Annotated in this window: 22 protein-coding genes; 10 read left to right on the forward strand and 12 right to left on the reverse strand. The window is 73.1% G+C overall.

The window, feature by feature from the left end; translation table 11 throughout:
• Positions 1-122: 122 nt before the first annotated feature.
• The 5 genes from FJQ56_RS21435 to FJQ56_RS21450 form a co-directional block, all read right to left on the reverse strand.
• A complete protein-coding gene (locus FJQ56_RS21435) occupies positions 123-1,601 on the reverse strand; it encodes an aldehyde dehydrogenase (protein WP_170215494.1) in 1,479 nt (492 codons plus the stop codon).
• Positions 1,598-2,257, reverse strand: a complete 660-nt coding sequence (locus tag FJQ56_RS22800; protein ID WP_170215495.1) for a nuclear transport factor 2-like protein — start codon at positions 2,255-2,257, stop codon at positions 1,598-1,600. Before FJQ56_RS22800 ends, FJQ56_RS21435 begins: the two co-directional genes overlap by 4 nt.
• A gap of 2 nt (positions 2,258-2,259) precedes the next feature.
• Positions 2,260-2,463 carry a ferredoxin gene (locus FJQ56_RS22805; protein ID WP_246084304.1) on the reverse strand — a complete coding sequence of 68 codons (204 nt, stop codon included), beginning with the start codon at positions 2,461-2,463 and terminating at the stop codon, positions 2,260-2,262.
• 145 nt (positions 2,464-2,608) lie between these two features.
• Positions 2,609-3,997 carry a cytochrome P450 gene (locus tag FJQ56_RS21445; protein ID WP_140011705.1) on the reverse strand — a complete coding sequence of 463 codons (1,389 nt, stop codon included), beginning with the start codon at positions 3,995-3,997 and terminating at the stop codon, positions 2,609-2,611.
• A gap of 1 nt (position 3,998) precedes the next feature.
• Positions 3,999-5,255 carry a cytochrome P450 gene (locus FJQ56_RS21450; protein WP_246084305.1) on the reverse strand — a complete coding sequence of 419 codons (1,257 nt, stop codon included), beginning with the start codon at positions 5,253-5,255 and terminating at the stop codon, positions 3,999-4,001.
• Positions 5,256-5,355: 100 nt separating this feature from the next.
• On the opposite strand from FJQ56_RS21450, the gene FJQ56_RS21455 reads away from it, so the two are divergent.
• Complete coding sequence (locus FJQ56_RS21455) at positions 5,356-6,063, forward strand: NADPH-dependent F420 reductase (protein ID WP_140011706.1); 708 nt, start codon at positions 5,356-5,358, stop codon at positions 6,061-6,063.
• A gap of 56 nt (positions 6,064-6,119) precedes the next feature.
• Here FJQ56_RS21455 and FJQ56_RS21460 read toward each other — a convergent pair whose 3' ends face one another.
• Both FJQ56_RS21460 and FJQ56_RS21465 read right to left on the reverse strand, forming a co-directional pair.
• Complete coding sequence (locus tag FJQ56_RS21460; protein WP_140011707.1) at positions 6,120-7,649, reverse strand: sensor histidine kinase; 1,530 nt, start codon at positions 7,647-7,649, stop codon at positions 6,120-6,122.
• The gene (locus FJQ56_RS21465) at positions 7,646-8,338 is read right to left on the reverse strand and encodes a response regulator transcription factor (RefSeq protein WP_140011708.1); all 693 of its coding nucleotides are present in this window, start codon (positions 8,336-8,338) and stop codon (positions 7,646-7,648) included. The genes FJQ56_RS21460 and FJQ56_RS21465 overlap by 4 nt, the downstream gene beginning before the upstream one ends.
• Before the next feature lie 150 nt (positions 8,339-8,488).
• Here FJQ56_RS21465 and FJQ56_RS21470 point away from each other — a divergent pair, with 150 nt between their 5' ends.
• A complete protein-coding gene (locus FJQ56_RS21470) occupies positions 8,489-9,364 on the forward strand; it encodes a hypothetical protein (protein ID WP_140011709.1) in 876 nt (291 codons plus the stop codon).
• A 70-nt stretch (positions 9,365-9,434) separates the two neighbouring features.
• Here FJQ56_RS21470 and FJQ56_RS21475 read toward each other — a convergent pair whose 3' ends face one another.
• From FJQ56_RS21475 to FJQ56_RS21485, 3 genes are all read right to left on the reverse strand, one after another.
• Positions 9,435-10,682 carry a hypothetical protein gene (locus FJQ56_RS21475; RefSeq protein ID WP_246084306.1) on the reverse strand — a complete coding sequence of 416 codons (1,248 nt, stop codon included), beginning with the start codon at positions 10,680-10,682 and terminating at the stop codon, positions 9,435-9,437.
• 38 nt (positions 10,683-10,720) lie between these two features.
• Positions 10,721-11,593 carry a bile acid:sodium symporter family protein gene (locus FJQ56_RS21480; protein ID WP_140011710.1) on the reverse strand — a complete coding sequence of 291 codons (873 nt, stop codon included), beginning with the start codon at positions 11,591-11,593 and terminating at the stop codon, positions 10,721-10,723.
• Between the two features lie 76 nt (positions 11,594-11,669).
• Positions 11,670-12,524, reverse strand: a complete 855-nt coding sequence (locus tag FJQ56_RS21485; protein ID WP_140011711.1) for a helix-turn-helix transcriptional regulator — start codon at positions 12,522-12,524, stop codon at positions 11,670-11,672.
• Positions 12,525-12,624: 100 nt separating this feature from the next.
• On the opposite strand from FJQ56_RS21485, the gene FJQ56_RS21490 reads away from it, so the two are divergent.
• The 6 genes from FJQ56_RS21490 to FJQ56_RS21515 all read left to right on the forward strand — a co-directional run bounded on the left by FJQ56_RS21490 (position 12,625) and on the right by FJQ56_RS21515 (position 18,609).
• Positions 12,625-13,395, forward strand: a complete 771-nt coding sequence (locus FJQ56_RS21490) for an SDR family NAD(P)-dependent oxidoreductase (RefSeq protein ID WP_140011712.1) — start codon at positions 12,625-12,627, stop codon at positions 13,393-13,395.
• Positions 13,396-13,430: 35 nt separating this feature from the next.
• Positions 13,431-14,273: an SDR family NAD(P)-dependent oxidoreductase gene (locus FJQ56_RS21495; RefSeq protein ID WP_211351334.1), complete on the forward strand. Its 843-nt coding sequence runs from the start codon at positions 13,431-13,433 to the stop codon at positions 14,271-14,273.
• A gap of 247 nt (positions 14,274-14,520) precedes the next feature.
• Positions 14,521-17,106 (forward strand): ATP-binding protein, encoded by a 2,586-nt coding sequence (locus FJQ56_RS21500; RefSeq protein ID WP_140011713.1) that lies wholly within the window; start codon positions 14,521-14,523, stop codon positions 17,104-17,106.
• Positions 17,103-17,618, forward strand: a complete 516-nt coding sequence (locus FJQ56_RS21505) for a pyruvoyl-dependent arginine decarboxylase (protein ID WP_211351336.1) — start codon at positions 17,103-17,105, stop codon at positions 17,616-17,618. The genes FJQ56_RS21500 and FJQ56_RS21505 overlap by 4 nt, the downstream gene beginning before the upstream one ends.
• Positions 17,615-18,217 carry a hypothetical protein gene (locus FJQ56_RS21510; protein ID WP_140011714.1) on the forward strand — a complete coding sequence of 201 codons (603 nt, stop codon included), beginning with the start codon at positions 17,615-17,617 and terminating at the stop codon, positions 18,215-18,217. Before FJQ56_RS21505 ends, FJQ56_RS21510 begins: the two co-directional genes overlap by 4 nt.
• Positions 18,214-18,609, forward strand: coding sequence for a response regulator (locus FJQ56_RS21515; protein WP_170215496.1), 396 nt, complete (start codon positions 18,214-18,216; stop codon positions 18,607-18,609). Before FJQ56_RS21510 ends, FJQ56_RS21515 begins: the two co-directional genes overlap by 4 nt.
• 36 nt (positions 18,610-18,645) lie before the next feature.
• On the opposite strand, the gene FJQ56_RS21520 is transcribed toward FJQ56_RS21515, so the two are convergent.
• Positions 18,646-19,296, reverse strand: a complete 651-nt coding sequence (locus tag FJQ56_RS21520; RefSeq protein WP_140011715.1) for an AMIN-like domain-containing (lipo)protein — start codon at positions 19,294-19,296, stop codon at positions 18,646-18,648.
• A 100-nt stretch (positions 19,297-19,396) separates the two neighbouring features.
• On the opposite strand from FJQ56_RS21520, the gene ilvA reads away from it, so the two are divergent.
• Positions 19,397-20,665 carry a threonine ammonia-lyase IlvA gene (gene ilvA, locus FJQ56_RS21525; RefSeq protein ID WP_211351338.1) on the forward strand — a complete coding sequence of 423 codons (1,269 nt, stop codon included), beginning with the start codon at positions 19,397-19,399 and terminating at the stop codon, positions 20,663-20,665.
• Between the two features lie 19 nt (positions 20,666-20,684).
• Entirely contained in the window at positions 20,685-21,227 is a 543-nt protein-coding gene (locus FJQ56_RS21530) for a 4'-phosphopantetheinyl transferase family protein (RefSeq protein ID WP_170215497.1), read from the forward strand.
• Between the two features lie 58 nt (positions 21,228-21,285).
• Here the strand turns inward: FJQ56_RS21530 and FJQ56_RS21535 are convergent, their stop codons facing one another.
• Positions 21,286-21,999, reverse strand: coding sequence for a GNAT family N-acetyltransferase (locus tag FJQ56_RS21535; protein WP_140011717.1), 714 nt, complete (start codon positions 21,997-21,999; stop codon positions 21,286-21,288).
• Positions 22,000-22,044 lie beyond the last annotated feature (45 nt).

Here is a 22,044-nt window from a genome sequence, read left to right on the forward strand (position 1 = left end):
GCGAGGAGCGCTAGCGACGAGCCTCGAACCCACTGGCCCGGCGTGCGCGACTCGCTCATGTCGTCGTCGTGATGGTGGTTTCGAGGCTCGCTCCGCTCGCACCTCAACCACCGTTCGCAGGCTCACGCCGGGAACGCCAGCGTCTTCGTCTCGAGGTACTCCTCGAACCCGGCGACACCCATCTCCCGGCCAATCCCGGACTGCTTGTAGCCGCCGAACGGAGCGTCCGGGCTGAACCACACGCCGCCGTTGACCGCGAGGGTGCCGGTGCGGACCCGCGCGGCCACGGCCTTCGCCCGCTCCAGCGACGCGGAGTCGACCGAGCCGGACAGGCCGTACGCCGAGTCGTTGGCGATGCGGACCGCGTCGTCGTCGCCGTCGTGCGGGATGACGACGAGGACGGGTCCGAAGATCTCCTCCTGCGCCAGGCGCGAGGAGTTGTCGAGGCCGGCCACCACGGTCGGGGTGATCCAGAAGCCGTCCTGGTCGATGACGGTGCCGCCCGTGGCGAAGGTGCCGCCCTCCTCGACCGCGAGCTTCAGGTAGGCCTCGACCCGGTCGCGCTGGATCGCCGAGATCACCGGGCCGCAGATGGCACCCGGGTCGGCCGGGTCCTTGGCGCCGATCGACTCCATCGTCGCGGCGGCGACCTGCACGGCCTCGTCGTACCGATCGCGCGGGACCACCAGGCGCGTGGTGATCGCGCAGCCCTGGCCGGCGTGGATGCAGGCGGTGAACGCCGTCGCGCCGGCGACCGCGGCGACGTCGGCGTCGTCGAGCGCGATCGCGGCGGACTTGCCGCCGAGCTCGAGGAACACCCTCTTCAGCGTCGGGGCCGCCGCGGCCATGATCGCGCGACCGACGTCGGTGGAGCCGGTGAACGACACCATGTCGACCCGCGGGTCGGTCGACAGCACCGCGGCCACCTCGTTGGAGAGCGGCGTGACGACGTTGAAGACACCGGCCGGGATGTCGGTGCACTCGGCGACGAGCCGGCCGAGCTCGCAGGCCACCCACGGGGTGTCGGGCGCCGGCTTGAGCACCACGGTGCAGCCTGCGGCGAGGGCCGGGCCGACCTTGGCCAGGTTGATCTGCGTCGGCACGTTCCACGGCGTGATCGCAGCGACCACGCCGACGGGCTCGCGGCGCACGGTCCGGCGGGACTTGATGCCCATCGGGGCGGCGACGCCGAGGTCGGTCTCGAACGCGTAGGACTCCAGCAGGTCGGTGACCCACTTCAGGCCCTCGACGGGTACGTCGAAGCCGGCGGCGCCCATCATGAACCCGGGCATGCCGACCTCGGCGGTGGTGAGCGCCTCGAAGGCGTCCTTCTCCTCCAGCAGCGCCGCGTGCAGCTGACGCAGGCAGCGCACCCGCAGCTCGGTGTTCGTCGACCAGTCGGTCTCGTCGAACGCCCGGCGCGCGGCGCCGATCGCGGCGTCGACGTCGTCGACGGTCGAGTCGGGCGCCTGCCCGATCTCCTGGCCCGTGGCGGGGTTGAGGATCGGGTACGTCGCTCCCCCGCTCGCGGGGCCGAGCTTGCCGTCGACGTACTGCTGGGGAGGCGCCCACGCGGTCGTCGAGCCTGTCGAGACGGTCACGACGTCCCCTCGGTGGTCGAGCCTGTCGAGGTCGTGATCAGGTACATCCCGGCCTCGACCGGCGGCGGCCAGACCGGGGACGGGATGTCCGAGAGGTGGTAGTGCCCGGGCACGCCGTGGCCGGCGACCTCCATCCGCTTGAGCAGCGTGGCGGGCGCCTTGCCGGCCTTGAGGATCTCGATGAACGTGTGCGCGGTCGACGGCATGTCGAACCAGTCGCGCTGCCAGGCGAACTTGAGCCTGCCCACGTCGGCGCCGGAGGTCTGTCGTTCGACGCCGAACCACGAGCCACCGATGCCGAGGATCTCGTACTCCCGGCCGGTCTCGTCGTTGGTGATGCCGGACCGCTGCTTCCAGAAGCCCACGATCATGGCGTTGCGGTCGTCGACGACGGTCGCCTGGTAGTCGTAGTGCCACCCGTCGAAGCCGTCCATCTCGATGCCGATCGCCCAGTCCCGGATCTGGTCGCGCCCGACCGCCATGAAGTGCTCGTCGTGGCTGTACATCCAGCCGTACGACGCGTCCTCGGCGTACCACTCGGCCATCACGCGCCAGTCGCCCTGCTGCTCGGCGTCGCGGTTGACCTGCAACCAGGACTCCCAGAACTCGTCGAGCTCGGCTCTCGTCAGGTCGGGGGTCGGGCTCGTCGAGACCATCGTCACTCCTCCTCCATGGCCAGCGCCATCGCTGGGCAGTACTGCACCGCGGCCCGTACGTCGGACCGCAGGGACTCGTCGGGGCGCTCGTCGAGCACCACCACCACATCGGCGTCGTCGTCGAAGTCGAAGACGTCGGGCGCCTCGCCGGTGCACATCTGGTGCCCCTGGCACAGGTCGAGGTCGGCGACCACGCGGAAGGTCACGTCGCCCCCACCTCCACCCCCACGTCGGTCGAGGTGCGAGGAGCGCTGGCGACGAGCCTCGAGACCCCCGCAGCCGACGCTCGACCCGACCCGCTGCTCGGTAGTCTCGAGGCTCGCTCCGCTCGCACCTCGACCGGCGTGGGGGTCACCTCTGCCGCCGCCGGTACCTCGCGCGGCAGGGCCGCTGGAGCTGGATGACCATCTTGGAGTAGTCGTCACGGTAGGTCTCGGCGGGTTGGACGAGCTCGAACTCGAAGTCGCGCAGCAGCACCGAGAAGATCGCCTTGATCTGCATCATCGCGAAGGCGTTGCCGACGCAGCGGTGCTTGCCGGCGCCGAACGGGATCCAGGTCCAGCGGTTCTGCATGTCCTCCTGGCGGGGGTCCTGGTAGCGCGTCGGGTCGAAGGACTGCGCGTCGGGGAAGTCCTCCTCGAGCCGGTTGGAGACACGCGGCGAGGACGCCACGATCGTGCCGACCGGGATGGTGTGCCCAGCGAGCTCCATCTCCTCGACGACCTGGCGCATCAGGATGATCAGCGGGGGGTGCAGCCGCAGGGTCTCCTTGATCACCGACTCCAGCTGGGGGATCGAGCGCAGCGAGCGGAACGAGATCTCACGGTGCCCTTCCTCATGGCGATCGGCGTACAGGTCGTCGAGCTCGGCGACCACGCCGGTCATGATCTCGGGGTGGCGCATCAGCTCGATCAGCGTCCAGGCCGACGTGCCGGACGACGTGTGGTGACCGGCGAACAGCATCGAGATGAAGACGCCGGTGATGTAGTCGGCGCTCATGTCGAGCGAGATCAGCACGTCGAGCAGGTCGCGCTCGTCCTTGGGCACGTGGCGCCTGTCGGTGGTCGAGCCTGTCGAGACCCGGCGGTCGATGATGTCCTGCACGAGCGAGACGAGCGTCGCGCGGGAGCGGTCGCGGATCTCGAAGGACTCCACGCCCTCCAGGTAGGGGTCGACGTAGGCCAGCGCGTCGGTGCCGCGCTCGAGGCCGTGGTAGGCCTCGGCAAAGCGGTGGTCGATCTCCTCGCGGAACGGTAGGCCGACCAGGCAGGCGGCGGTGTTGTAGATCGTGAGCTCGGCGAAGAAGTCGAGCAGGTCGACCTCACCCTCGTCGCCCCACTCGGCGACCATCCGGTTGATCTCGTTCTCGATGGTGGTGGCGTGGCCGCGCATCTGGTCGCCGCGCAGGGCCTGGTTCTTGAGCGCCTGCTGGCGTTCCTCCGGCGAGGCGTCGAAGACGACACCGTGGCCGAAGATCGGCGTCATGAAAGGGTACGCCGCCGCCTGGTCGAGCGTGGACTCCGGCGCCTTGAAGAACTGCTCGTTGGCCTCGGCGCCGGTCACCATGATCACCTCCTTGTCGGCGATCCGGAACCGGCCGATCGGGCCGCACTCGGCGTGGACGCGTTCGAGCAGGGCGACCGGGTCGGTCCGCAGCTCAGCGAGGTGTCCGTGGCCGTCCTCGTCGGGCACGGCGATCGAGACGGTCGGGATCTCGGTGGCGGGCAGGGTGCTCGTCATGTCAGCTGCTCCGGAGGTGGACGCGGACCGGCAGCTGGGCGAAGCCCCGGACGTTGGTGGAGTGGACGCGGACCGCGCGCTCGGCGTCGACCTCGACCGACGCGGCCCGGCGGACCAGCTCGGCCAGCACGATGCGCGCCTCGAGGCGGGCCAGGTTGGCGCCCAGGCAGAAGTGCCGGCCCCCGCCGAAGCTCACGATCTGCCCGAGCTCGGCCTTGTCGCGGTGGACGTCGTACGACGTGGGGTCGCTGAACACGCGCTCGTCGCGGTTGGCCGACCCGAGGGAGACGAGCAGCTTGGACCCGGCCGGGGCGGTGCGCCCGTGCAGCGTCACGTCGGCGCGCAGGTGACGGGCGAGCAGCTGCGAGGAGGTGTCGTGGCGCAGGGTCTCCTCGATCCACGGCACGAGCAGCTCGTCGGGGTCGGCGAAGACCGCGGCCAGCTGGTCGGGGTGGGCGGCCAGATGGTGCACGGCGTTGCCGAGCAGCTTGGTCGTCGTCTCGTTGCCGGCCACGACCATGAGGAACAGGAACGCGATGATCTCGCCGTCGTCGAGCCGGTCGCCGTCGACCTCGGCCTGCAGCAGCGCGGACGTGAGGTCGTCGGTCGGGTGGGCACGGCGGTCGGCGAGCAGGTCGCCGTAGTAGCCGAAGAGGGTCATCGCGGCCTCCATGCCGGCCGGCGGGACGTCGTGGACGCCCTCCTCGCGGTGCACCAGCAGGTCGGACAGGCGGCGTACCTCGTCGCGGTCGACCTCGGGGACGCCCATCATCTCGGAGATGACGTCCATGGGGAGCTTGCCGGCCAGGTCGGTGATCCAGTCGAGCTCGCCGCCCGGGCCGGCCTGCTCGAGGGCGGCGTCGAGGTAGCGCTCGGTGAGGCCCTGCACCTGGGGGATGAGCTCCTTGACGCGCCGCGGGGTGAACGCGCGCGAGACGAGCGAGCGGATCCGCGACTGCTCGGGCCCATCGAGCGCCAGGAACGACATGATCCGGTGGGCCTCGGGGTGCCAGGCGGACTGGTCGAGGCTGACGCCCATCCGGTTGGAGTACGTCGCGTCGTCGCGCAGCGCGGCCGCGACGTCGGCGTGGCGGGAGAGCACCCAGAAGTCGTGCTCGGGGTTGTGGTGCAGGGGCTCCTCGTCGCGCAGCCGCTGGTAGATCGGGTAGGGGTCGTCCTGGGTGGCGTAGTCGTAGGGGTCGAAGACGAGCTCCTCCCCCGACTGCCGTCCGACCGGATCGGACACCTGACTGGACACGTGTCCATTCTGTCCGATCGGCGGCTCGTGTCAAGGCTCACAGGCGGAGTCGGAGGCGACCACCGCCGGAATACCCGACCCGCCAGGTCGTTCCCCCTGCATGGACACCACGCACCACGCACCGATCACCCGGATAGGGATCCTGGGCGCCGGCAAGGTCGGCACCGTGCTGGCCCGGCTCGGGGCCGCCGCCGGGCTCGACGTCGCGGTCGCCGGTTCGGGCGACCCGGGGCGCATCGCCCTGACGATCGAGGTGTTCGCGCCGGGCGCGCGAGCAGTGTCGGCCGCGCAGGCGGTCGAGGGAGCCGACCTCGTCGTGCTCGCCCTGCCGCTCGGCAAGTTCGAGGCGGTGGCGACCGGCCCGCTGGCCACCGCCCTGTCCGGCGCGCTGGTGGTCGACGCGATGAACTACTGGTGGGAGGTCGACGGCCCGCGTGACGACCTCACCGACCCGCGGACCTCGACGTCACAGGTCGTCCAGGACCTCCTCCCCGACGCACGCGTGGTCAAGGCGTTCAACCACATGGGCTACCACGACCTCGAGAGCGTGGCCCGTCCCTCCGGCGACCCCGACCGCAAGGCCATCGCGGTCGCCGGCGACGCCGAGGCCGACGTGGCGGCGGTGAGCCACCTCGTCGACCTGATGGGCTTCGACCCGGTGCCGGCCGGCGAGCTGGCCGCCGGGGTGCGCCTCGAGCCCGGCACCGAGGCCTTCGGCGCCAACGTCGACGCCGCCGCACTGCGCGAGCTGATCGAGCGCTTCCCGAGCACCCCGCGCGGCCGCGAGGTCCTCGCCGCCCGCGGCTGAGCGACCTGCGCCGTCCGCGCCGGGCGGCTCTCGACGTGGCGCCGGACATGGGGCGCTCAGGCCCCCGCCGTCGGACTCCCCGGCAGGGTCAGCCGGAACACCGCGCCGCGCCCCTCGGGTCCGGTCGGCTCGCAGACGAGGTCGCCGCCGTGCGCGCGGGCGATGCCGCGGGCGATCGGCAGGCCGAGGCCCGAGCCGGACGCCGCGGCGCCCTCGACGTCGGCGCGCGAGCCGTCGAGACGGACCATCCGGTCGAAGATCCGCTCCCGGTCCCCGACACCCACGCCCGGACCGTCGTCACGGACCACGACCTCGACCCAGCGCCCGACCGTGCCCCCGACCGTGCCGACCTCGATCCGCACGCGTGGACCGGCGGTCGCGGCGGGCACGGTGCGCACGGCGTTGACGGCGTTGTCGACGAGGTTGCCGAGCAGCCGCGACAGCCGATCGCGGTCGCCGGTGACCGTGCACGGGGCGCCGGTCAGCGCGATGGGGACGTCGGGCGCCGTTGGCTCGCGCGCCGCGACGACGGCCGCGGCCACCTCGTGCAGGTCGACCGGGTCGCGACGCAGGGTCAGGCCCTGGTCGATACGGGCCATCAGCAGCATGTCGTCGACCAACCGCCCGGCCCGCCGCGCCTCGCGTACGGCGGTGGTCAGCACGCGCTCGCGCTCGGCCTTGGGCGGGTCGTCGCGCAGCACCAGCTCGGCGGCGGCCTGGGCACCGGTGAGCGGCGTCCGCAGGTCGTGGGCGGCGTCGGAGAGGAAGGTGCGGATCCGGTCCTCCGCGGCGCGGGCCCGGGCCTCGGCACCGACGAGCTCGTCGAGCATGTCGTCGAAGGCGGTGGCGGTCCGGCCGAGCTCGGACGTCGCCGGGCTGGGCCGCAGCCGCCGCCCGCGGTCGCCGCCGGTGATCGAGCGGGCGGCCTCGGTGATCCGGCCGAGCGGGGCGAGCGCGCGGCCCACGACCAGGGGTACGGCGACGGCCGCCGCGAGCAGCACGAGCAGGGCGCCCAGCAGCAGCGCCAGCCGCACCTGGCCGAGGGTGTCCTGCACGTCGGAGGTGTCGGAGAGCAGCTCGACACGACTGCCGTCGGCCAGGTCGCGGGTCACCGTGAGCAGGTCGCCGGACTCGACCACCTCGGGGTCCTCGGAGCGCGGCGCCGGGCGCGAGGGCGGGGTCGGCGCCCGACCGTCCTGCGGTCGGGCCGCCGACCCGGGCGCCTGCGGCTGCTCGGCCTGCTGGCTGGGCGGCGTACCGGCGGGGCGGTCGTCGGCCGCCGCACCACCGGCGAGCGGGCCCTCGGCGTAGACGTCGCCGTCCGGCCCGATGAGCACGACCGAGACGCCGTCGCCCTCGAGGCGGCGGGCGAGGTCGCGACCGTCGACCTGGTCGACGAGCGCGTCGGCGACCCGGGCGCGGTCGACGAGCCGCTCGCGCTGCTGGCCGTTGAGCCGGGCCTCGAGGACCAGGTCGGTGGTGACCCCGAGGACCAGCAGCATCAGGGTGACCGCAGCGAGCACGACCCACGTCACCCGGCGCCGCAGCGACGGGGTGTGCAGGCCGTCCGGCGTACGGCGGGTCACGCGAGCGGCCGGGGCGCGCGCAGGACGTAGCCGAGACCGCGCTCGGTGTGGATCAGGCGCGGCCCGTGCGACTCCATCTTGCGGCGCAGGGCGCTGAGGTGCACCTGCACGAGGTTGTCTGCGTAGTCGTCGTACCCCCAGACCTGGGTGAGGATCTGGGCCGACGACACGACCCGGTCGCGGTGGTGCGCGAGGTAGCAGAGCAGACGGAACTCCGTCGCGGTCAGCGACAGCCGCTCACCGGCCCGGGTGGCGGTGCCGCCGTCCTCGTCGACCGCGAGGTCGCCGACGCGGATCGTCGCCGGCACCGCGCCCAGGCGCCGCAGGACGGCCCGGATCCGGGCGACGAGCTCCTCGGTGACGAACGGCTTCGACACGTAGTCGTCGACGCCGACCTCGAAGCCGCGCAGTCGGTCGGCGACCCCCTCGCGGGCGGTGAGCATGACGATCCCGGCGCGCGAGTGGGACCGGACGACGTCGACCAGCTGCGGGCCGTCGCGCCCCGGCAGCATCCAGTCGAGCACCACCAGCGCCGGACGCAGTCGAGCCAGGTCGTCCTCGAGCATCGCCCCGTCGGACCGGGCCTCGACCTCGAACCCGGCCGAACGCAGCGACGCCGCGACCGTCGTGCGGATGGTCTCGTCGTCCTCCACCACGAGGATGCGCGGTGCCGACGACGGAGGCTTCATGTGCCCAGTCTGCCGAGCCCGACTGAAGACCTCCTCAAGAAAGCCCCGTACGGCGTCGTCCTTGAGGTCCGCTTCAGGTGGGCGAGCCAGGTTCTGCTCAGCCCGCCGCAGCGACGCGGTGGCGAACCACCCGACGTACGAGGAGACGACATGAACCAGAACCCGATCGAGCAGCTGCGCGCGATGCGACGCCGCCGTGAGCTCGAGGCGGCCCAGCAGGCAGCCGCCCACACCGCTCACGCCGCAGGGGCCGGCGACCCCGGCGACACCCAGGAGTTCCCGGCGTACGCCGCCCGCTCGCCGCGGCGTCGCCGTCCGCTCGTGGCCGGGCTCGCCGGCCTCGCCGTGGTCGGCGCGGCGCTCGCCGTCACCATCCCGGCCCTGGCCGACAACGGCAGCACCGTGCGCGCCTCGTCGTCGACCGCGGCCGGCTCCGGCTCGCTGCAGGCCGGAGGGGGCGACACCCCCACCGCGCCGGCGACCGACGCGCCGACCTCCGACGGCTCCGACAGCTCGGACGGCTCCGGCGACTCCTCCACGACAACCCCGCAGGACGGCGACGACGCCGGCACCTGCGCGGCACCGCCGGCTCCCCCGGCTCCCCCGGCCGGCGCCCCCGAGCTGCCGAAGGCGGGCGACAAGGCGCCCCGGGCCGGCGACAAGGCGCCGAAGCCCCCCAAGGCCGACGGCGACAAGCCCGAGCCGCCCGCCGGAGCACCGAAGGCCGGCGACAAGCCCCAGCCCCCCCAGCCCGGCGACAAGGCACCGAAGCCCCCCAAGGCCGACGGCGACCGGCCCGAGCCGCCCGCCGGAGCACCGAAGGCCGGCGACGAGCCCGCGCGTCCCCAGCCGTGCGGCGACGCCCCCGGTGGCCCCGGCATCCCCAGTGGCCCCGGCGCCCCCAGTGGTCAGACGGACGGTGGTCAGACGGACGGCGGTCAGCCCGACGCCCCGGAGGCCCCGCAGGCCCCGCAGGCCGACGGCGACCAGCCCGAGCCCCCGTCGGCGCCGGCCACGCAGTCCTGAGTCCTCAGGACCCACGTCCGGCCGTAGCGCGGATGCCCCGGTCAGCCGGGGATTCCCCGCTCAGGCCCCCTCAGCGCCCCACCACGGTCAGCGGCAACGCGTGCCGAGGCTCGAACTGCCAGGTGACGCCGGTGGAGAAGCGGGTGACGGCGACCTCGTCGGCGACCTTGCGCTCCTCGCCGACGACGACCACGACGCGCCACTCGCCGTCGGTGCCGGTCACCTCGACCGAGAACCGCGGGTCGACGGCGTGGACGGCGGCGTCGAGCGCCGCCGTCCACCCCGGGCCGAGCAGCGCGAGCCAGCCACCGTCGTCGTGCGCGGGCGAGCGGCGTACGACGAGGGCGTCGCCCTCGACGCGCGCGTCGACGTAGGCCGTCGGGCCGAGCATCGGCAGCAGTCGGAGCACCTCGAGCGCGGCGGCCTCGTCGGCGCCGAGGCCGAGGGTGGCGCGCAGTCGGCCCGCGGCGACGCCGGCGATGCCGATGAGCTGCTGGCGCAGGATCGTCGTCAGCTGGCCGTCGTCGTCGGCACGCGCGCGCACGGCCTGCCCGAACGACAGGTTGAGCAGCTGCATCTGCACGCAGAGCTCGTCGGCGATGCGGACCAGCGCGGAGTGCGAGAACGCCTCGGCCGGGAAGTCCGACAGCACCGGTCCGCCGTAGTCGGGGCGACCGTCGTCGGCCGGGTCGATCGGGGCGAGCTCGACGGACGCGGCCACGCTCGCGCCGATCGCCGCGAGGCCCGGCAGGTCCTGGGCCTCGGGGTGGCTCTCGTCGATGATGATCGTCCAGTGGCAGACGGCGCCGCCCCGCGGCTCGTCGTACGGCGGCCGGTGCAGCGGGCGGATCTGGGCGCGCCGGTTGGTGGCCACGGCCGTGGCGTCGAAGGTGGGGTCCTCGATGTCGTGGCACATCGAGCGCACGTAGTCCTCGCCCATCGGCTGCACGTCGGCGAGCGCGCCGCAGTGGTCGAGCCAGAACTCGCCCGACCAGGCGTCGAGGATCTTGAAGCGGAAGTCGAGGAACTGGTGCGGCGCCCCGATGTCGAGCTGCAGACCCTTGAAGATCGTGGGCACGTCGTCGCCCTCGAAGCCGAGGGCCCGCTGCATGCGCCGGGTGTAGATCGGGCTGGCGCAGCCCCACTCCTCGATCGCGACCTGCGCCATCTCCTCGCGGCCGAACGCCGAGATGCACCACGCCATCCCCGACCGGTCGATCAGCTGGCCGATCAGCAGCAGGTCGCGCACCAGCGCGGCGAGCTGGTCGCGGGAGAGGTCGGCGTACTGCGAGCGCGGAACGGACACCTGTTCAGACACGTGTCCAACCTAGGTGGTCGTCGACGCCGGGTCCAGCCTCAGGCCGCCGCCGTACGCCGCCCGTGCCGCCGGGTGACCAGCAGCCCGAACGCCGTGGCCAGGACGTACATCAGCACGGAGTAGACCGCGCTGGGGATCGCGACCTCGGTGCTGTCGAGCACGCTGAGCGCGATGGTCAGCGCGACGGTGGTGTTGTGGATGCCGACCTCCATCGAGCTGGCGACGGCCTGCGGCTCGGGGAGGCGCAGCAGCTTGGCGCCCAGGTAGCCGGCGCTCAGGCTGATCAGGCAGAACAGTCCGGTGACCAGGCCGACCTGCTCGACGTAGTCGGCGAGGTTCTTGCGCTCGCCGAGGAGCGCGCCGACCGAGACGGCGACCAGGACGGCGATCGAGAAGACGCGCACGGGACGGTCCGCGCGCGCGGCGAAGGCCTCCGAGCGGTGCCGCACGACCATGCCGACCGCCACCGGCACCAGCACGACGGCGATCACCTGCAGCACCTTGCCGGTCTGCAGGCCGAGCTCACCGTCGGCGTCGAAGTGGTCGATGGCGAGGTTGGTGATCAGCGGGATGGTGATCGCGGCGATCACGGAGTTGATCGCGGTCAGCGTGATGTTGAGCGCGACATCGCCGTGGAAGAGGTGGCTGAACAGGTTGGCCGTGGTGCCGCCCGGCGAGGCCGCGAGGAGCATGACACCGACCGCGAGCAACGGGTCCAGGTCGAAGGCCGTCACCAGCCCGAAGGCCACCACCGGCAGCACCAGCACCTGCAGGACCAGCGCGACCGCCACCGCCTTCGGGGTGCGCGCCACCCGGCGGAAGTCGTCGACGGTGAGCGACAGCCCGAGGCCGAACATGATGATGGCCAGCGCGATGGGCAGGCCGACGGTGATCAGTGCCGAGTCGTTCATCGCGACAGTCAAGCAGCGCACCGGCGTCCGTGGGCGCCTTCGCGCCGGCTGTCGCCGCTACGACCGGCTGTCGCCGCTACGACGTGACGGACGCCGTCGCGTGCCACGACGCCAGCAGCGGCAGGGCGCGCGCCGTGTCCGAGTCGGGCTCGACGGTGTAGACCACCAGGCGCTGCTCGGGGTCGTGCGGCGTGGTCAGCGCCTCGATGGCGAACCGGAGCACCCCGAGCTCCGGGTGCGCGATCTGCTTGGGCACCGACGTCCGGTCGGTGACGCCGTGGTCGTCCCACCACCGGGCCACGTCGGCGTCGCGCTCGCGCAGCTCGGCGACGAGCGCTGTGAGCCGCCGGTCCTGCGGGTGGCGCCCGACCTCGTAGCGCATCGCACCCACCGCGGCGGCGGCGTAGTCGGACCAGTTGACGATCCGCTCGCGAGACGCCGGGTCGAGGAAGAGCCAGCGCAGCAGCGACGACCCCGGCGCCATCTCGTGCCCCAGCACCGCCGGCAGCAGCGCGTTGCGGGCCAGCACGTCGCCGCGACGACCCAGCAGCAGCGCCGGGACGTGGTCGAGGGTCGACATCAGGCGCAGCAGGCCGGGGTCGGGCCGCTGCGGCGCCTCCCAGACGGCCGTCCGGGCCGAGCCACGTCGGGAGGGGGCGGCCAGGTCGCGCAGGTGGGTCCGCTCGACGTCGTCGAGCTGCAGCGCCCGCGCGAGCGCGTCGAGGACGTCATCGGTGAGCGTCTGCTGGCGGCCCTGCTCGATCCGGCTGTAGTGGTCGGCGCTCAGCCCGGCCAGCACCGCGAGCTCCTCCTTGCGCAGCCCCGGCACCCGACGCGGACCCGGGAAGGCGTCGATCCCGGCCTGGGCCGGCGTCAACCCGTCGCGCCGCGAGCGGAGGAACTCACCGAGGGCGGCACGGTCGGCGGGCATGGACCCACCCTAGGAGCGGTGCAGGCACCCTGCCTGGTCGTGCCGTGACCAGGCAGCGCCCGCCCTGGTCCGATCCGCCGCCAGGCAGTCGACTGGGGGCATGACCACCGACTCCCTGTCCCTCGCCGGCCGCCGCGCCGTCGTCACCGGCTCCACCAGCGGCATCGGCGCCGCCACCGTCCGTCTCCTCGCCGCCCGTGGCGCGCACGTCGTCGTCACCGGCCGCGACGCCGGGCGCGGCGAGACCGTCGTCGCCGACGTACGACGCGAGGGCGGCTCGGCCGTGTTCGTCGCCTCGGAGCTCACCGGCCCGCCGGACGGCCTGCGCGCGACGGCCGGCGCCTGGGCCGAGGCCCTGGGCGGCCCGGTCGACCTGCTGGTCCACAACGCCGCCCTCTGCCCGCCCGTCGACACGTTCTCGCTCACCGACGCCGACCTGGAGGCCACCCTGGCCGTCAACGTACGCGCCCCGCACGTGCTCACCGCCGCCCTCGCCCCGCCGATGATCGAGGCCGGCGGCGGCGCGATCGTGGTGATCGGGTCGTGGATGGCGACCGTCGGACACGCGTTCGTCGGGCTCTACTCCGCCACCAAGGCCGCCGAGGAGCAGCTGGCCCGCAGCTGGGCGGCCGAGCTCGGCCCGCGCGGCGTCCGGGTCAACACCGTCTCCCCCGGCGCGACCCGCACGCCGATCAACGACGGCGCCGACGACGTGATCACCCAGATGACCTCCGGCACCCCGGCCGGTCGGCCCGGCACCCCGGACGACATCGCCGCCGCGGTCGCCTGGGTCGTCTCGGAGCAGGCGGCCTACGTCCACGGCGCGACGATCGCGGTCGACGGAGGCATCACCGCCACCCGGACGGGGTGAGGTGACCGTCCCCGGTGCCTCCTACGCTGCGACGCATGAGCGAGCAGACGATGGCCGGCCGGACCGTGCTGGTGACCGGGGCCAGTGACGGCATCGGGGCCGAGGCGGCCAGGGTGCTGGCCGGCAAGGGGGCGACGGTCCTCGTGACCGGTCGCTCCGCCGACAAGCTCGCGCCGGTCGCCGAGGCGGTCGGCACCGACCCGCTGATCGCCGACTTCTCGCGCCTCGACGACGTACGCCGCCTCGCGGCCCAGGTGGCCGAGCGCACGCCCACGATCGACGTGCTGCTCAACAACGCCGGCGGCACGTTCTCGCCGTCGCGCAAGACCCACGACGGTCACGAGCCCAACTTCCAGATCAACCACCTGGCGCCGTTCCTGCTGACCAACCTGCTGCGCCCCCAGCTCGCGGCGACCGGCGGGGCGCTGGTGGTCAACACGTCCAGCATCGGCAACCTGATGGGCAAGATCGTGCTCGACGACCTCGACTACGAGCACCGTCGCGCGATCGAGTTCCCCGCCTACGGCACCGGCAAGCTGATGAACATCGTCTTCACCCGCGGCATCAGCCAGCGGTGGTCCGACGACCAGATCCGGTCGGTCGCCGTGCACCCCGGCCCGGTCGGCAGCTCGTTCGGCCGCGACTCGTGGCTCGTGGGCCTGCTCTACCGCAGCCCGCTGAAGCGGCTGGCCACGATCAGCGTCCCCGACGGCGCCGCGCCCCTGGTCGCGCTCGTCGAGCGCGGCCCCGACCCCGCCATCGACGGCCACTACTTCAGCCGCTTCTCCGTCAACGGCCGGGAGAACAAGCAGGCCCGCCGGCAGGAGATCGTCGACGGTCTCTGGGAGCGCTCGGCGGCGCTGGTCGGGCTGGTCTGAGGGCCGCTCGACCCGAGCCGAGCGGGGAGCGCTGACCGTGTCCTGGGTGCCCGACGTGTCGGGCGTGACATCCGGTGAAGCTACGCCGCAGGTCGGCCGGGTCGCTACGATGACTCGGGTACGTGGAGTCGTCCGATCGTCTGAACCGCCCGATCCCCCACGGCCGGTCCCTCACTCCACCTCAGCCAGGATGTCAGCATGAGCACACGGCGCGACCGGCAGTCGCTCGGGTCGGTCCGTGGTGCCGGTGCGCGACCCTGACGCAGGCCCTCCCGTCGACGCCGACGCGAGGGGTGGCCACCGACTCGGCGACCGGGTCGTGCTGCTGGTGACGGCCCTGGTCTGCGCGCTGTTCGCGGTGGCGTTCCACCCCGCAGTCGCCTCGCTGCCCACCCGCCAGACCGTGAGCGCCCTCGGCCTGGTCCTCAGTGGCCTCTTCCTCGTGGTCGCCAGCTGGCGTCGTACGAGGACCCCTGCCGGCCGCACGCGGTCGTGGCGGCTGATCCTCGTGGGGTCCCTGGTCGCCACCGCCGGCAACTGCTGGGCGGCCGCCGTCGGCTCCGATCCCGTGAACTCGCCGAGCACGGTGAGCGACGTGACCATCTTCGTCGCGCTGTTCCTGTGCATCGCGGCGATGTTCGGCTTCCCGACCGTCCAGCGGCGCGGCATCGAGAAGGTCGTCATCGCGCTCGACGGCCTGGTGATCAGCGGCGCCGTCGTCATCATCGCCTCCACGCTGGTCTACGACGAGCTGCTGCGCGACGTCGATCTCGACCGCCGGTCGAGCGTGCTGCCGCTGATCATCCCCGCTCTCGACATCCTGCTCATCGTCTCGGCGGTGCTGCTGCTGCTGCGATCGCGCGGCGCCGACCGCGGCGCCCTCATCTTCCTGGCCCTGGGCTTCTCGTCCTACAGCTTCTCGGACCTGGCCTTCGCGGTGCGCGTCGCCCAGGGCGATTTCCAGTTCGGCTCCTACATCGACCTCGGGTGGATCGTCGGCTACGCACTCATCGCCCTGGGCGCGTGGTACCCGGGGTTGGCTGCCGGCTCGCGCGACGACGCCGACCGCGCCACCACCAGCGACACGGTGTCGTCGCGCGGCGGGGCCGACGTCCGTGACACCGCGTTGGTCGGCCTCGGCCTGCTGGTGGCGCTCGCCGTCCAGCTGCGGTTCGGCTCCGCCCGGCTCGACGTCCTCAGCATCACGCTGTGGCTGCTGGTCGTGGTCGCCGCGGTCGCGCGTCAGGTCGTCCTGACCTACGACAACACCCAGCTGCGTCGTCGCCTCGAGGACCGGGTGCGCGAGCAGACGTCCGACCTGGTGCGCATGGCGCGGGAGAACGAGACCCTGCTCGCCTCGGTCGCCGACGGCATCTACGGGGTCGATGCCGAGGGCGTGCTGACCTTCATCAACCCCTCCGGAGCACGGGCGCTCTCCTACTCCTCGGAGCAGCTCCACGGGCGCGGCGTCCACGAGCTCTTCCACGCCCCGGACGCCGAGGGCAATCCCCATCCCTACGACGGCTGCTACATCGCCGAGGCGATCAGGTCGGGGCTGGTCACCAACGCCGAGGAGGACGTCTACGTCCGGGCGGACGGGTCGGAGTTCCCCGTCGAGATCACCGCCAGCCCACTCGTCGAGGGCGACTCGGTCCGGGGAGCGGTGGTGGCGTTCCGAGACATCACCCAGCGCCGCGAGGTCGACCGGCTGAAGAACGAGTTCATCTCCGTGGTCAGTCACGAGCTGCGCACCCCGCTGACCTCGATCCGCGGCTCGCTCGGGCTGCTGACCAGCGGCAAGCTCGGCGAGCTGACCCCCCGCGCGCGCTCGATGGCCACCCTCGCCCTCGAGAGCAGTGAGCGGCTGAGCCGGCTGATCAACGACATCCTCGACCTCGAGCGCATCCAGTCCGGCACCCGGGCCATGTCCGTCGCCCCGGTCGACTCCTTCGAGCTCCTGGCCCGCGCGGTCGCCGAGATGTCCGGCATGGCCCACACCAAGGACATCAGCCTCGAGCTCCCCCACAGCGACGGCCGGGTCCTGGCCGACGCCGACCGGATCATCCAGACCCTCACCAACCTGATCAACAACGCCATCAAGTTCTCCGACCCCGGCCAGGGCGTCGAGCTGAGCAGCGTGCGGCAGGACGACCGGGTCCTCTTCTGCGTGCGCGACCAGGGCCGCGGCATCCCCGAGGACAAGCTGCAGACGGTGTTCGACCGCTTCGAGCAGGTCGACTCCTCCGACGCCCGCGCGCTGGGCGGCACCGGTCTGGGGCTCGCGATCAGCCGCGGGATCGTCGAGCGCCACGGTGGACGCATCTGGGCCGAGAGCGTCCTGGGCGAGGGCACCTCGGTCTACTTCACGCTCCCGAGCCCCGACCGCGGTCCCTCGCGCCGACCGGCTGTGGCGGCGGGCTCGCCGCGCGGTGCCGCGACCCCCCACGTGCTCCTGGTCGAGGACGACGACGACCTCGCGACAGCCCTGACCACCCTGCTGGCCGGCCACGCCGTCGCCGTGACCTGCGTCGCCGGCGCCGCCCAGGCCCTCCGGACGGCCGAGACCACTACCTTCGACCTCGTGATCCTCGACGTCGTCCTCGCCGAGGGCGACGGCTACGAGCTCGTGCACGCACTCAGGGCGGACCCGGCGACCGCCGACCTCGACGTGATCGTCTACAGCGCCGACGAGGTCCTCCCCCACGACCGCCCCCGCCTCACCCTCGGCCGGACCGAGTTCCTCACCAAGGCCCGGGTCGACCTCGCCGGGGTCGAGGAGCGCGTGCTCCAGCTGCTGCAGACCGACTCCACCAGACCGAAAGACGCGACGTGATCCCCCCCGACACCTCCCCGACCCGGACCGACCCGGCTCCGCTCCACATCACGGTCCGCACGGCCGTGGGCGGGGGACGGACCCTGTTGTCCGCCTTCGACGCCGCACTGCTCGAGGCGGGTGTCGCCAACTTCAACCTCATCGTGCTGTCGTCGGTCATCCCGCCCGGGACCGTCCTGACCCGCGACACCACGACCGTGGCCGGCACCCACGGCGACCGGCTGTACTGCGTCGAGTCGGTCGCCTACGCCGACCACCCCGGCGAGGTCGTCTCGGCCGGGCTCGGCTGGGTCTTCGACCCCGTGCTCGGGGGGCTCTTCGTCGAGCACACCGGCGGCAGTGAGGCCTCCGTCGACGAGCAGATCCGGCTCAGCCTGGCCGACATGGCCCACAGCCGCGGGATCGACTACGGCGAGGTGAGCACCGCCATCGTGACGGCGCACTGCACCACGACCCCGGTGTGCGCGCTCGCGATCGCCGCCTACTCCGTCGCCGGCTGGACGACGCCATGAGCGCCGAGAGCCCCGCGAGCCCGACGTCGGCGATCGAGGTCACGGTGGAGGCCGAGCTCGACGACGAGACCGCCGAGTCCTACTACGCGCTCTACCGCGAGACCTTCGCCGAGCTGGAGACCCGGGCCGTCGCCCGCCAGCTGCTCCACCGCGACGAGTTCCTGGCCGAGATGGTCGATCCCCGGGTCCAGAAGTACGTCGCGAGGCGCGACGGGCTCGCCGTCGGCATGTCCACCCTGACCAACCAGCTCGAGACCGTCCCGTGGATCAGCCCGGCCTACTTCGCGCACCACTACCCCGACCACGTCGCCCGCGGCGCGGTCTACTACGTCGGCTTCACGCTGGTGCACCGCGACCACCGACGCAGCCGTGCCTTCCCGGCGATGATCGAACGGATCGGCGCGGTCCTGGCCGAGGCCGACGCGGTCGTCGGGTGGGACATCTGCGCCTTCAACGACGACGACCGGTCGTTCGGGGTCCATGCCAGCCGCGTCCTGGGCCGTACCGGCAACGTCCTCGTCGCACCCGTCGACCGGCAGACCTACTACGTCGGCACCTTCGGGGGATCCGACGCCGCATCGGGTACCGGGGCTCCGTGACCACCCCCGCGAGGCCGACGATCCTCATCGTCGACGACGACGACTCCATCCGCGAGATCACCCAGCTGACCCTCGAGGTCGTCGCGGAGTGGGACGTCATCGCCGCCGACGGGGGCGCGGCCGCGGTCGAGCTGGCCCGGCAGCACCACCCCGACGCCGTGCTGCTCGACCTGATGATGCCGGTGATGGACGGCCGGGCGACCTTCCTGGCACTGCAGGCCGACGAGGCCACCCGCGACATCCCCGTCATCCTGCTCACGGCCAAGCTCGGCATCGGCGGTCACCAGCCGTGGGACGACCTGGCGGTCGCCGGCGTGATCTCCAAGCCGTTCAACCCCGTCCTGCTGCCCACCGAGATCGCCGAGCTGCTCGGCTGGGAGCCGAGCGCGTAGCTGTCCGGTGTCCCTCGTCCGTCGTCCCGGGCACGGTCAGGCGTCCTCGTCCATGACGTCGACGACCAGGCGCGGAGGCCCCGTGAGGGTGAGGACCCGGACCGGCACCCGGCCCCGAGTCCCGGCGAGCACCTGCGTGTAGCCCTCGAACGTGCCGCCGACGTAGACCTCGTCGACCTGGCCGTCGTGGCCCGACGTCCGGATCCGTCCCGGCCCGCCGTAGTAGTCGGGTGCCGGCCAGGTCGTGCCCGAGGCGAAGACCTCCAGGACGGCGTCGCCGTCGAGGTCGACGACATCACCGCTGCCCTCCTGGACCCCGTGGTCGACGTACCTGGTGGTCCAGCCCGGCGCCCCGGCGCCGCTGAACTCCAGCACGATCCGGTCGAACCTCTCGTGCTCGCCCACGCGCACGTCGACGAGCACGAGGTCCGACCCGCCCGATCCCTCGCCACTCTGGCGCCACCTGCTCGCCGCGGGCGTCCGGACGGCGGCTGCGTGCTCGCTGGGAGTGGCAGCCGACGCGGCGGGAGCGGAGGTGGGTCGCGCGGCCGGCGTGGCGTCGCCTCCGCCGGGCTCGCTCGCGCATCCGCTCGCGGTCAGCGCGAGGGCGGCGAGCGTGCCGAGCAGGGCGGTCCGTCGGTGACGGGAGAACCACCGGTGGTCGTGGGGGGTCGCGGTCGTGGTCACCGAAGGAGGACGCCCGGCCACGGGTCCCGGTTGTCCTCGCCGCTCCACGTCGGACCCGGGCCCCTCCGGACGCCCCGGGCGACCCGGATAGTTTCGACGCGTGACGGACCACGACGCCCCCGGCGCCACTCCGCTGTCGGCGACGGCCGTCGAGGAGGCGGCACGACGCCTCACCGGGGTCGCGACGCGGACCCCGCTCGAGCGCAGCGCGCGGCTCTCGACGCTGACCGGGCTCGAGGTCTGGCTCAAGCGCGAGGACCTGCAGCCGGTCCGGTCCTACAAGATCCGCGGCGCCTACAACTTCATGGCCCAGCTCGATGCCGACACCCTGACCCGGGGGGTCGTGTGCTCCAGCGCCGGCAACCACGGACAGGGCGTCGCGCTGGCGAGCAGCCGCCTGCGGACCCGCGGTCGCATCTACGTGCCGACGACCACCCCGCGTCAGAAGCGCGACCGGATCGCCACCCTCGGCGAGGGCAGCGTCGAGGTCGTCATCGCCGGTGACACCTACGAGGAGGCCAGCCAGGCGGCGTACGCCGACAGCGCCCGCACCGGCGCGACCCTCGTACCGGCGTTCGACGACCCCCGCACCATCTGCGGTCAGGGCACCGTCGCGCTCGAGGTCGTCGACCAGCTGGGCGGTGCCCCCGACGCCCTGCTGGTGCCGGTCGGCGGTGGCGGTCTGCTCGCCGGTACGACGACCTGGCTCCGCGAGCGGGACCACCCGACCCGGATCGTCGGCGTCGAGCCCGCCGGCGCCGCCTGCATGGCCGCGGCGCTCGTGGCCGGCGAGCCCGTCGACCTGCCGACCGTCGACTCGTTCGTCGACGGGGCCGCGGTGCGTCGCGCCGGCGTCCACACCTTCGGCCCGGTCCGCGACCACGCGATCGAGGTCGTCACGGTCGACGAGGGCCGGCTGTGCACCGAGATCCTCGACCTCTACCAGAGCGACGGGATCATCGCCGAGCCCGCCGGTGCCCTGGCCACCGCCGCCCTGGACACCCTCGGGCTGCCGCCGGGATCGACGGTGGTGTGCGTCGTCTCCGGCGGCAACAACGACGTCAGCCGCTACGGCGAGATCCTCGAGCGCTCGCTGGTCCACCGCGGCCTCAAGCACTACTTCCTGGTCAGCTTCCCGCAGGAGCCCGGTGCCCTGCGCCGCTTCCTCGACGAGGTCCTCGGACCCGACGACGACATCACCCTGTTCGAGTACGTCAAGCGCAACAACCGCGAGCTGGGCCCGGCCCTGATCGGCATCGAGCTGGTCGACCGTGACGACCTCGCCGGGCTCCGCGAGCGGCTCGAGCTCAGCCCGGTCAGCGTCGAGCCGGTCGAGTCCGGCAGCGCGCTCTTCCACTTCCTGCTCTGACGCCGGGCACCATGGGGTCGTGCTCGAGGTGACGACGGTGGTTCAACCGGGTGACCCCGCCGCTGCCCGCCCCCTGGCCGAGCGCCTGGTGGCCACCCACACCGGCCGTGCCGAGGTGCGGCTCACCCAGACCTGCGCCGAGTGCGGCGGCCAGCACGGCCGGCCGCAGGTGGTCGGCGGCGGCGCCCACGTCGGCTGGGCGCGCAGCGCCGGGCTGGTCGCGGCCGTGGTCGCCGACGTGCCGTGCGCGATCGACGTCGAGTCGCTCGCCGTACTGCGCGCCGGCCCCCTCCCGCTCGACCTGTTCCCGCCCGCCGAGCAGGCGTGGGTGGCCGCGCAGGACGACCGGGTCCGCGCGTTCGCCCGTCTCTGGGTGCGCAAGGAGGTGCTGGTCAAGCTGGGCGACGTCTCGCTCGACGAGGCCCTCGGGCTCGACCTGCTCGCCTCGCTGACCGGACACGCCGTGCTCGGCCGGACCCTGGTCGAGCTCGATGCTGCGTCGTACGACGCGGTGGCCGCGTGGGGCACCGACGAGGACGACTCACGCGTGGCTCGCTCGTAGGGGAACTGGCAGGTCCGGTCGCAGGCGGGCGCCGTACGCGCAGCTGCGGAGCCGCCACCTATCCGGGGACGCGGAACCCCCGGAACCGCACCGGGCGGCGTACCTCGAACCCGAGCTGCTCGTAGACGCGCATCGCCGGGTTGCCGTCCACCACGTGCAGGAACGGGTGCTCGCCGCGTGCGCAGATCCGGGTGGCCACGTCGAGGACGAGCCGGGAGGCCAGGCCGCGGCCGCGGGCCTCGGGAGCCGTGCACACGGCGCTGATCTCGGTCGCCCCGGGCGGGTGCGTCCGCTCCCCCGCCATGGCCACGAGCGCGCCGCCGTCGCGGACGCCGACGTAGGTGCCCATCTCGATGGTCCTGGCGAAGAACGGACCGGGCCTGGTGCGCGCCGCCAGGGCGAGCATCTCCGGGACGTCGGCCGGACCGAGCAGGACGACGTCGGGATCGGTGCCGACCGTGGGAGCCACCGGCGTCGCGGGCGTGGCGACCATCTGGAACCCCGCCAGGTCGAGCTCGCACACCCAGGACGGCGGCGGGGTCTGCGTCGCGGTGAACACCTCGGCGAAGCTGCCGGCGCCGTAGAGGTGGCCGAGGTCGTCCCAGTCGGCCGCCGTCGGCGTGGCCGGTACGGCGGCGAACGACGCGACCTGCGGCGCGTAGGCCAGGGCCCCGCCGTGCCGACGGGCCAGGTGGGCGTGCGGGCCGCGCAGCGCCTCGCCGACGGGGTCGTCGAGGACCGTGAGGTCGGGGGCGGCGGGTCGCGCGGTCACGGAGCCAAGTCCAGCACGGCGCCCGGACGCCGGCTCGGCCACCTC

The sequence above is a fragment of the Nocardioides plantarum genome (assembly GCF_006346395.1).
Lineage (GTDB): Bacteria > Actinomycetota > Actinomycetes > Propionibacteriales > Nocardioidaceae > Nocardioides > Nocardioides plantarum.

Bases quoted from the DNA above. Each gene is read 5' to 3' on its own strand.
- FJQ56_RS22800 (WP_170215495.1), bottom strand. From the start codon at position 2,257: ATGGTCTCGACGAGCCCGACCCCCGACCTGACGAGAGCCGAGCTCGAC.
- FJQ56_RS21445 (WP_140011705.1), bottom strand. From the start codon at position 3,997: ATGACGAGCACCCTGCCCGCCACCGAGATCCCGACCGTCTCGATCGCC.
- FJQ56_RS21455 (WP_140011706.1), top strand. From the start codon at position 5,356: ATGGACACCACGCACCACGCACCGATCACCCGGATAGGGATCCTGGGC.
- FJQ56_RS21465 (WP_140011708.1), bottom strand. From the start codon at position 8,338: ATGAAGCCTCCGTCGTCGGCACCGCGCATCCTCGTGGTGGAGGACGAC.
- FJQ56_RS21470 (WP_140011709.1), top strand. From the start codon at position 8,489: ATGAACCAGAACCCGATCGAGCAGCTGCGCGCGATGCGACGCCGCCGT.
- FJQ56_RS21480 (WP_140011710.1), bottom strand. From the start codon at position 11,593: ATGAACGACTCGGCACTGATCACCGTCGGCCTGCCCATCGCGCTGGCC.
- FJQ56_RS21485 (WP_140011711.1), bottom strand. From the start codon at position 12,524: ATGCCCGCCGACCGTGCCGCCCTCGGTGAGTTCCTCCGCTCGCGGCGC.
- FJQ56_RS21490 (WP_140011712.1), top strand. From the start codon at position 12,625: ATGACCACCGACTCCCTGTCCCTCGCCGGCCGCCGCGCCGTCGTCACC.
- FJQ56_RS21495 (WP_211351334.1), top strand. From the start codon at position 13,431: ATGAGCGAGCAGACGATGGCCGGCCGGACCGTGCTGGTGACCGGGGCC.
- FJQ56_RS21510 (WP_140011714.1), top strand. From the start codon at position 17,615: ATGAGCGCCGAGAGCCCCGCGAGCCCGACGTCGGCGATCGAGGTCACG.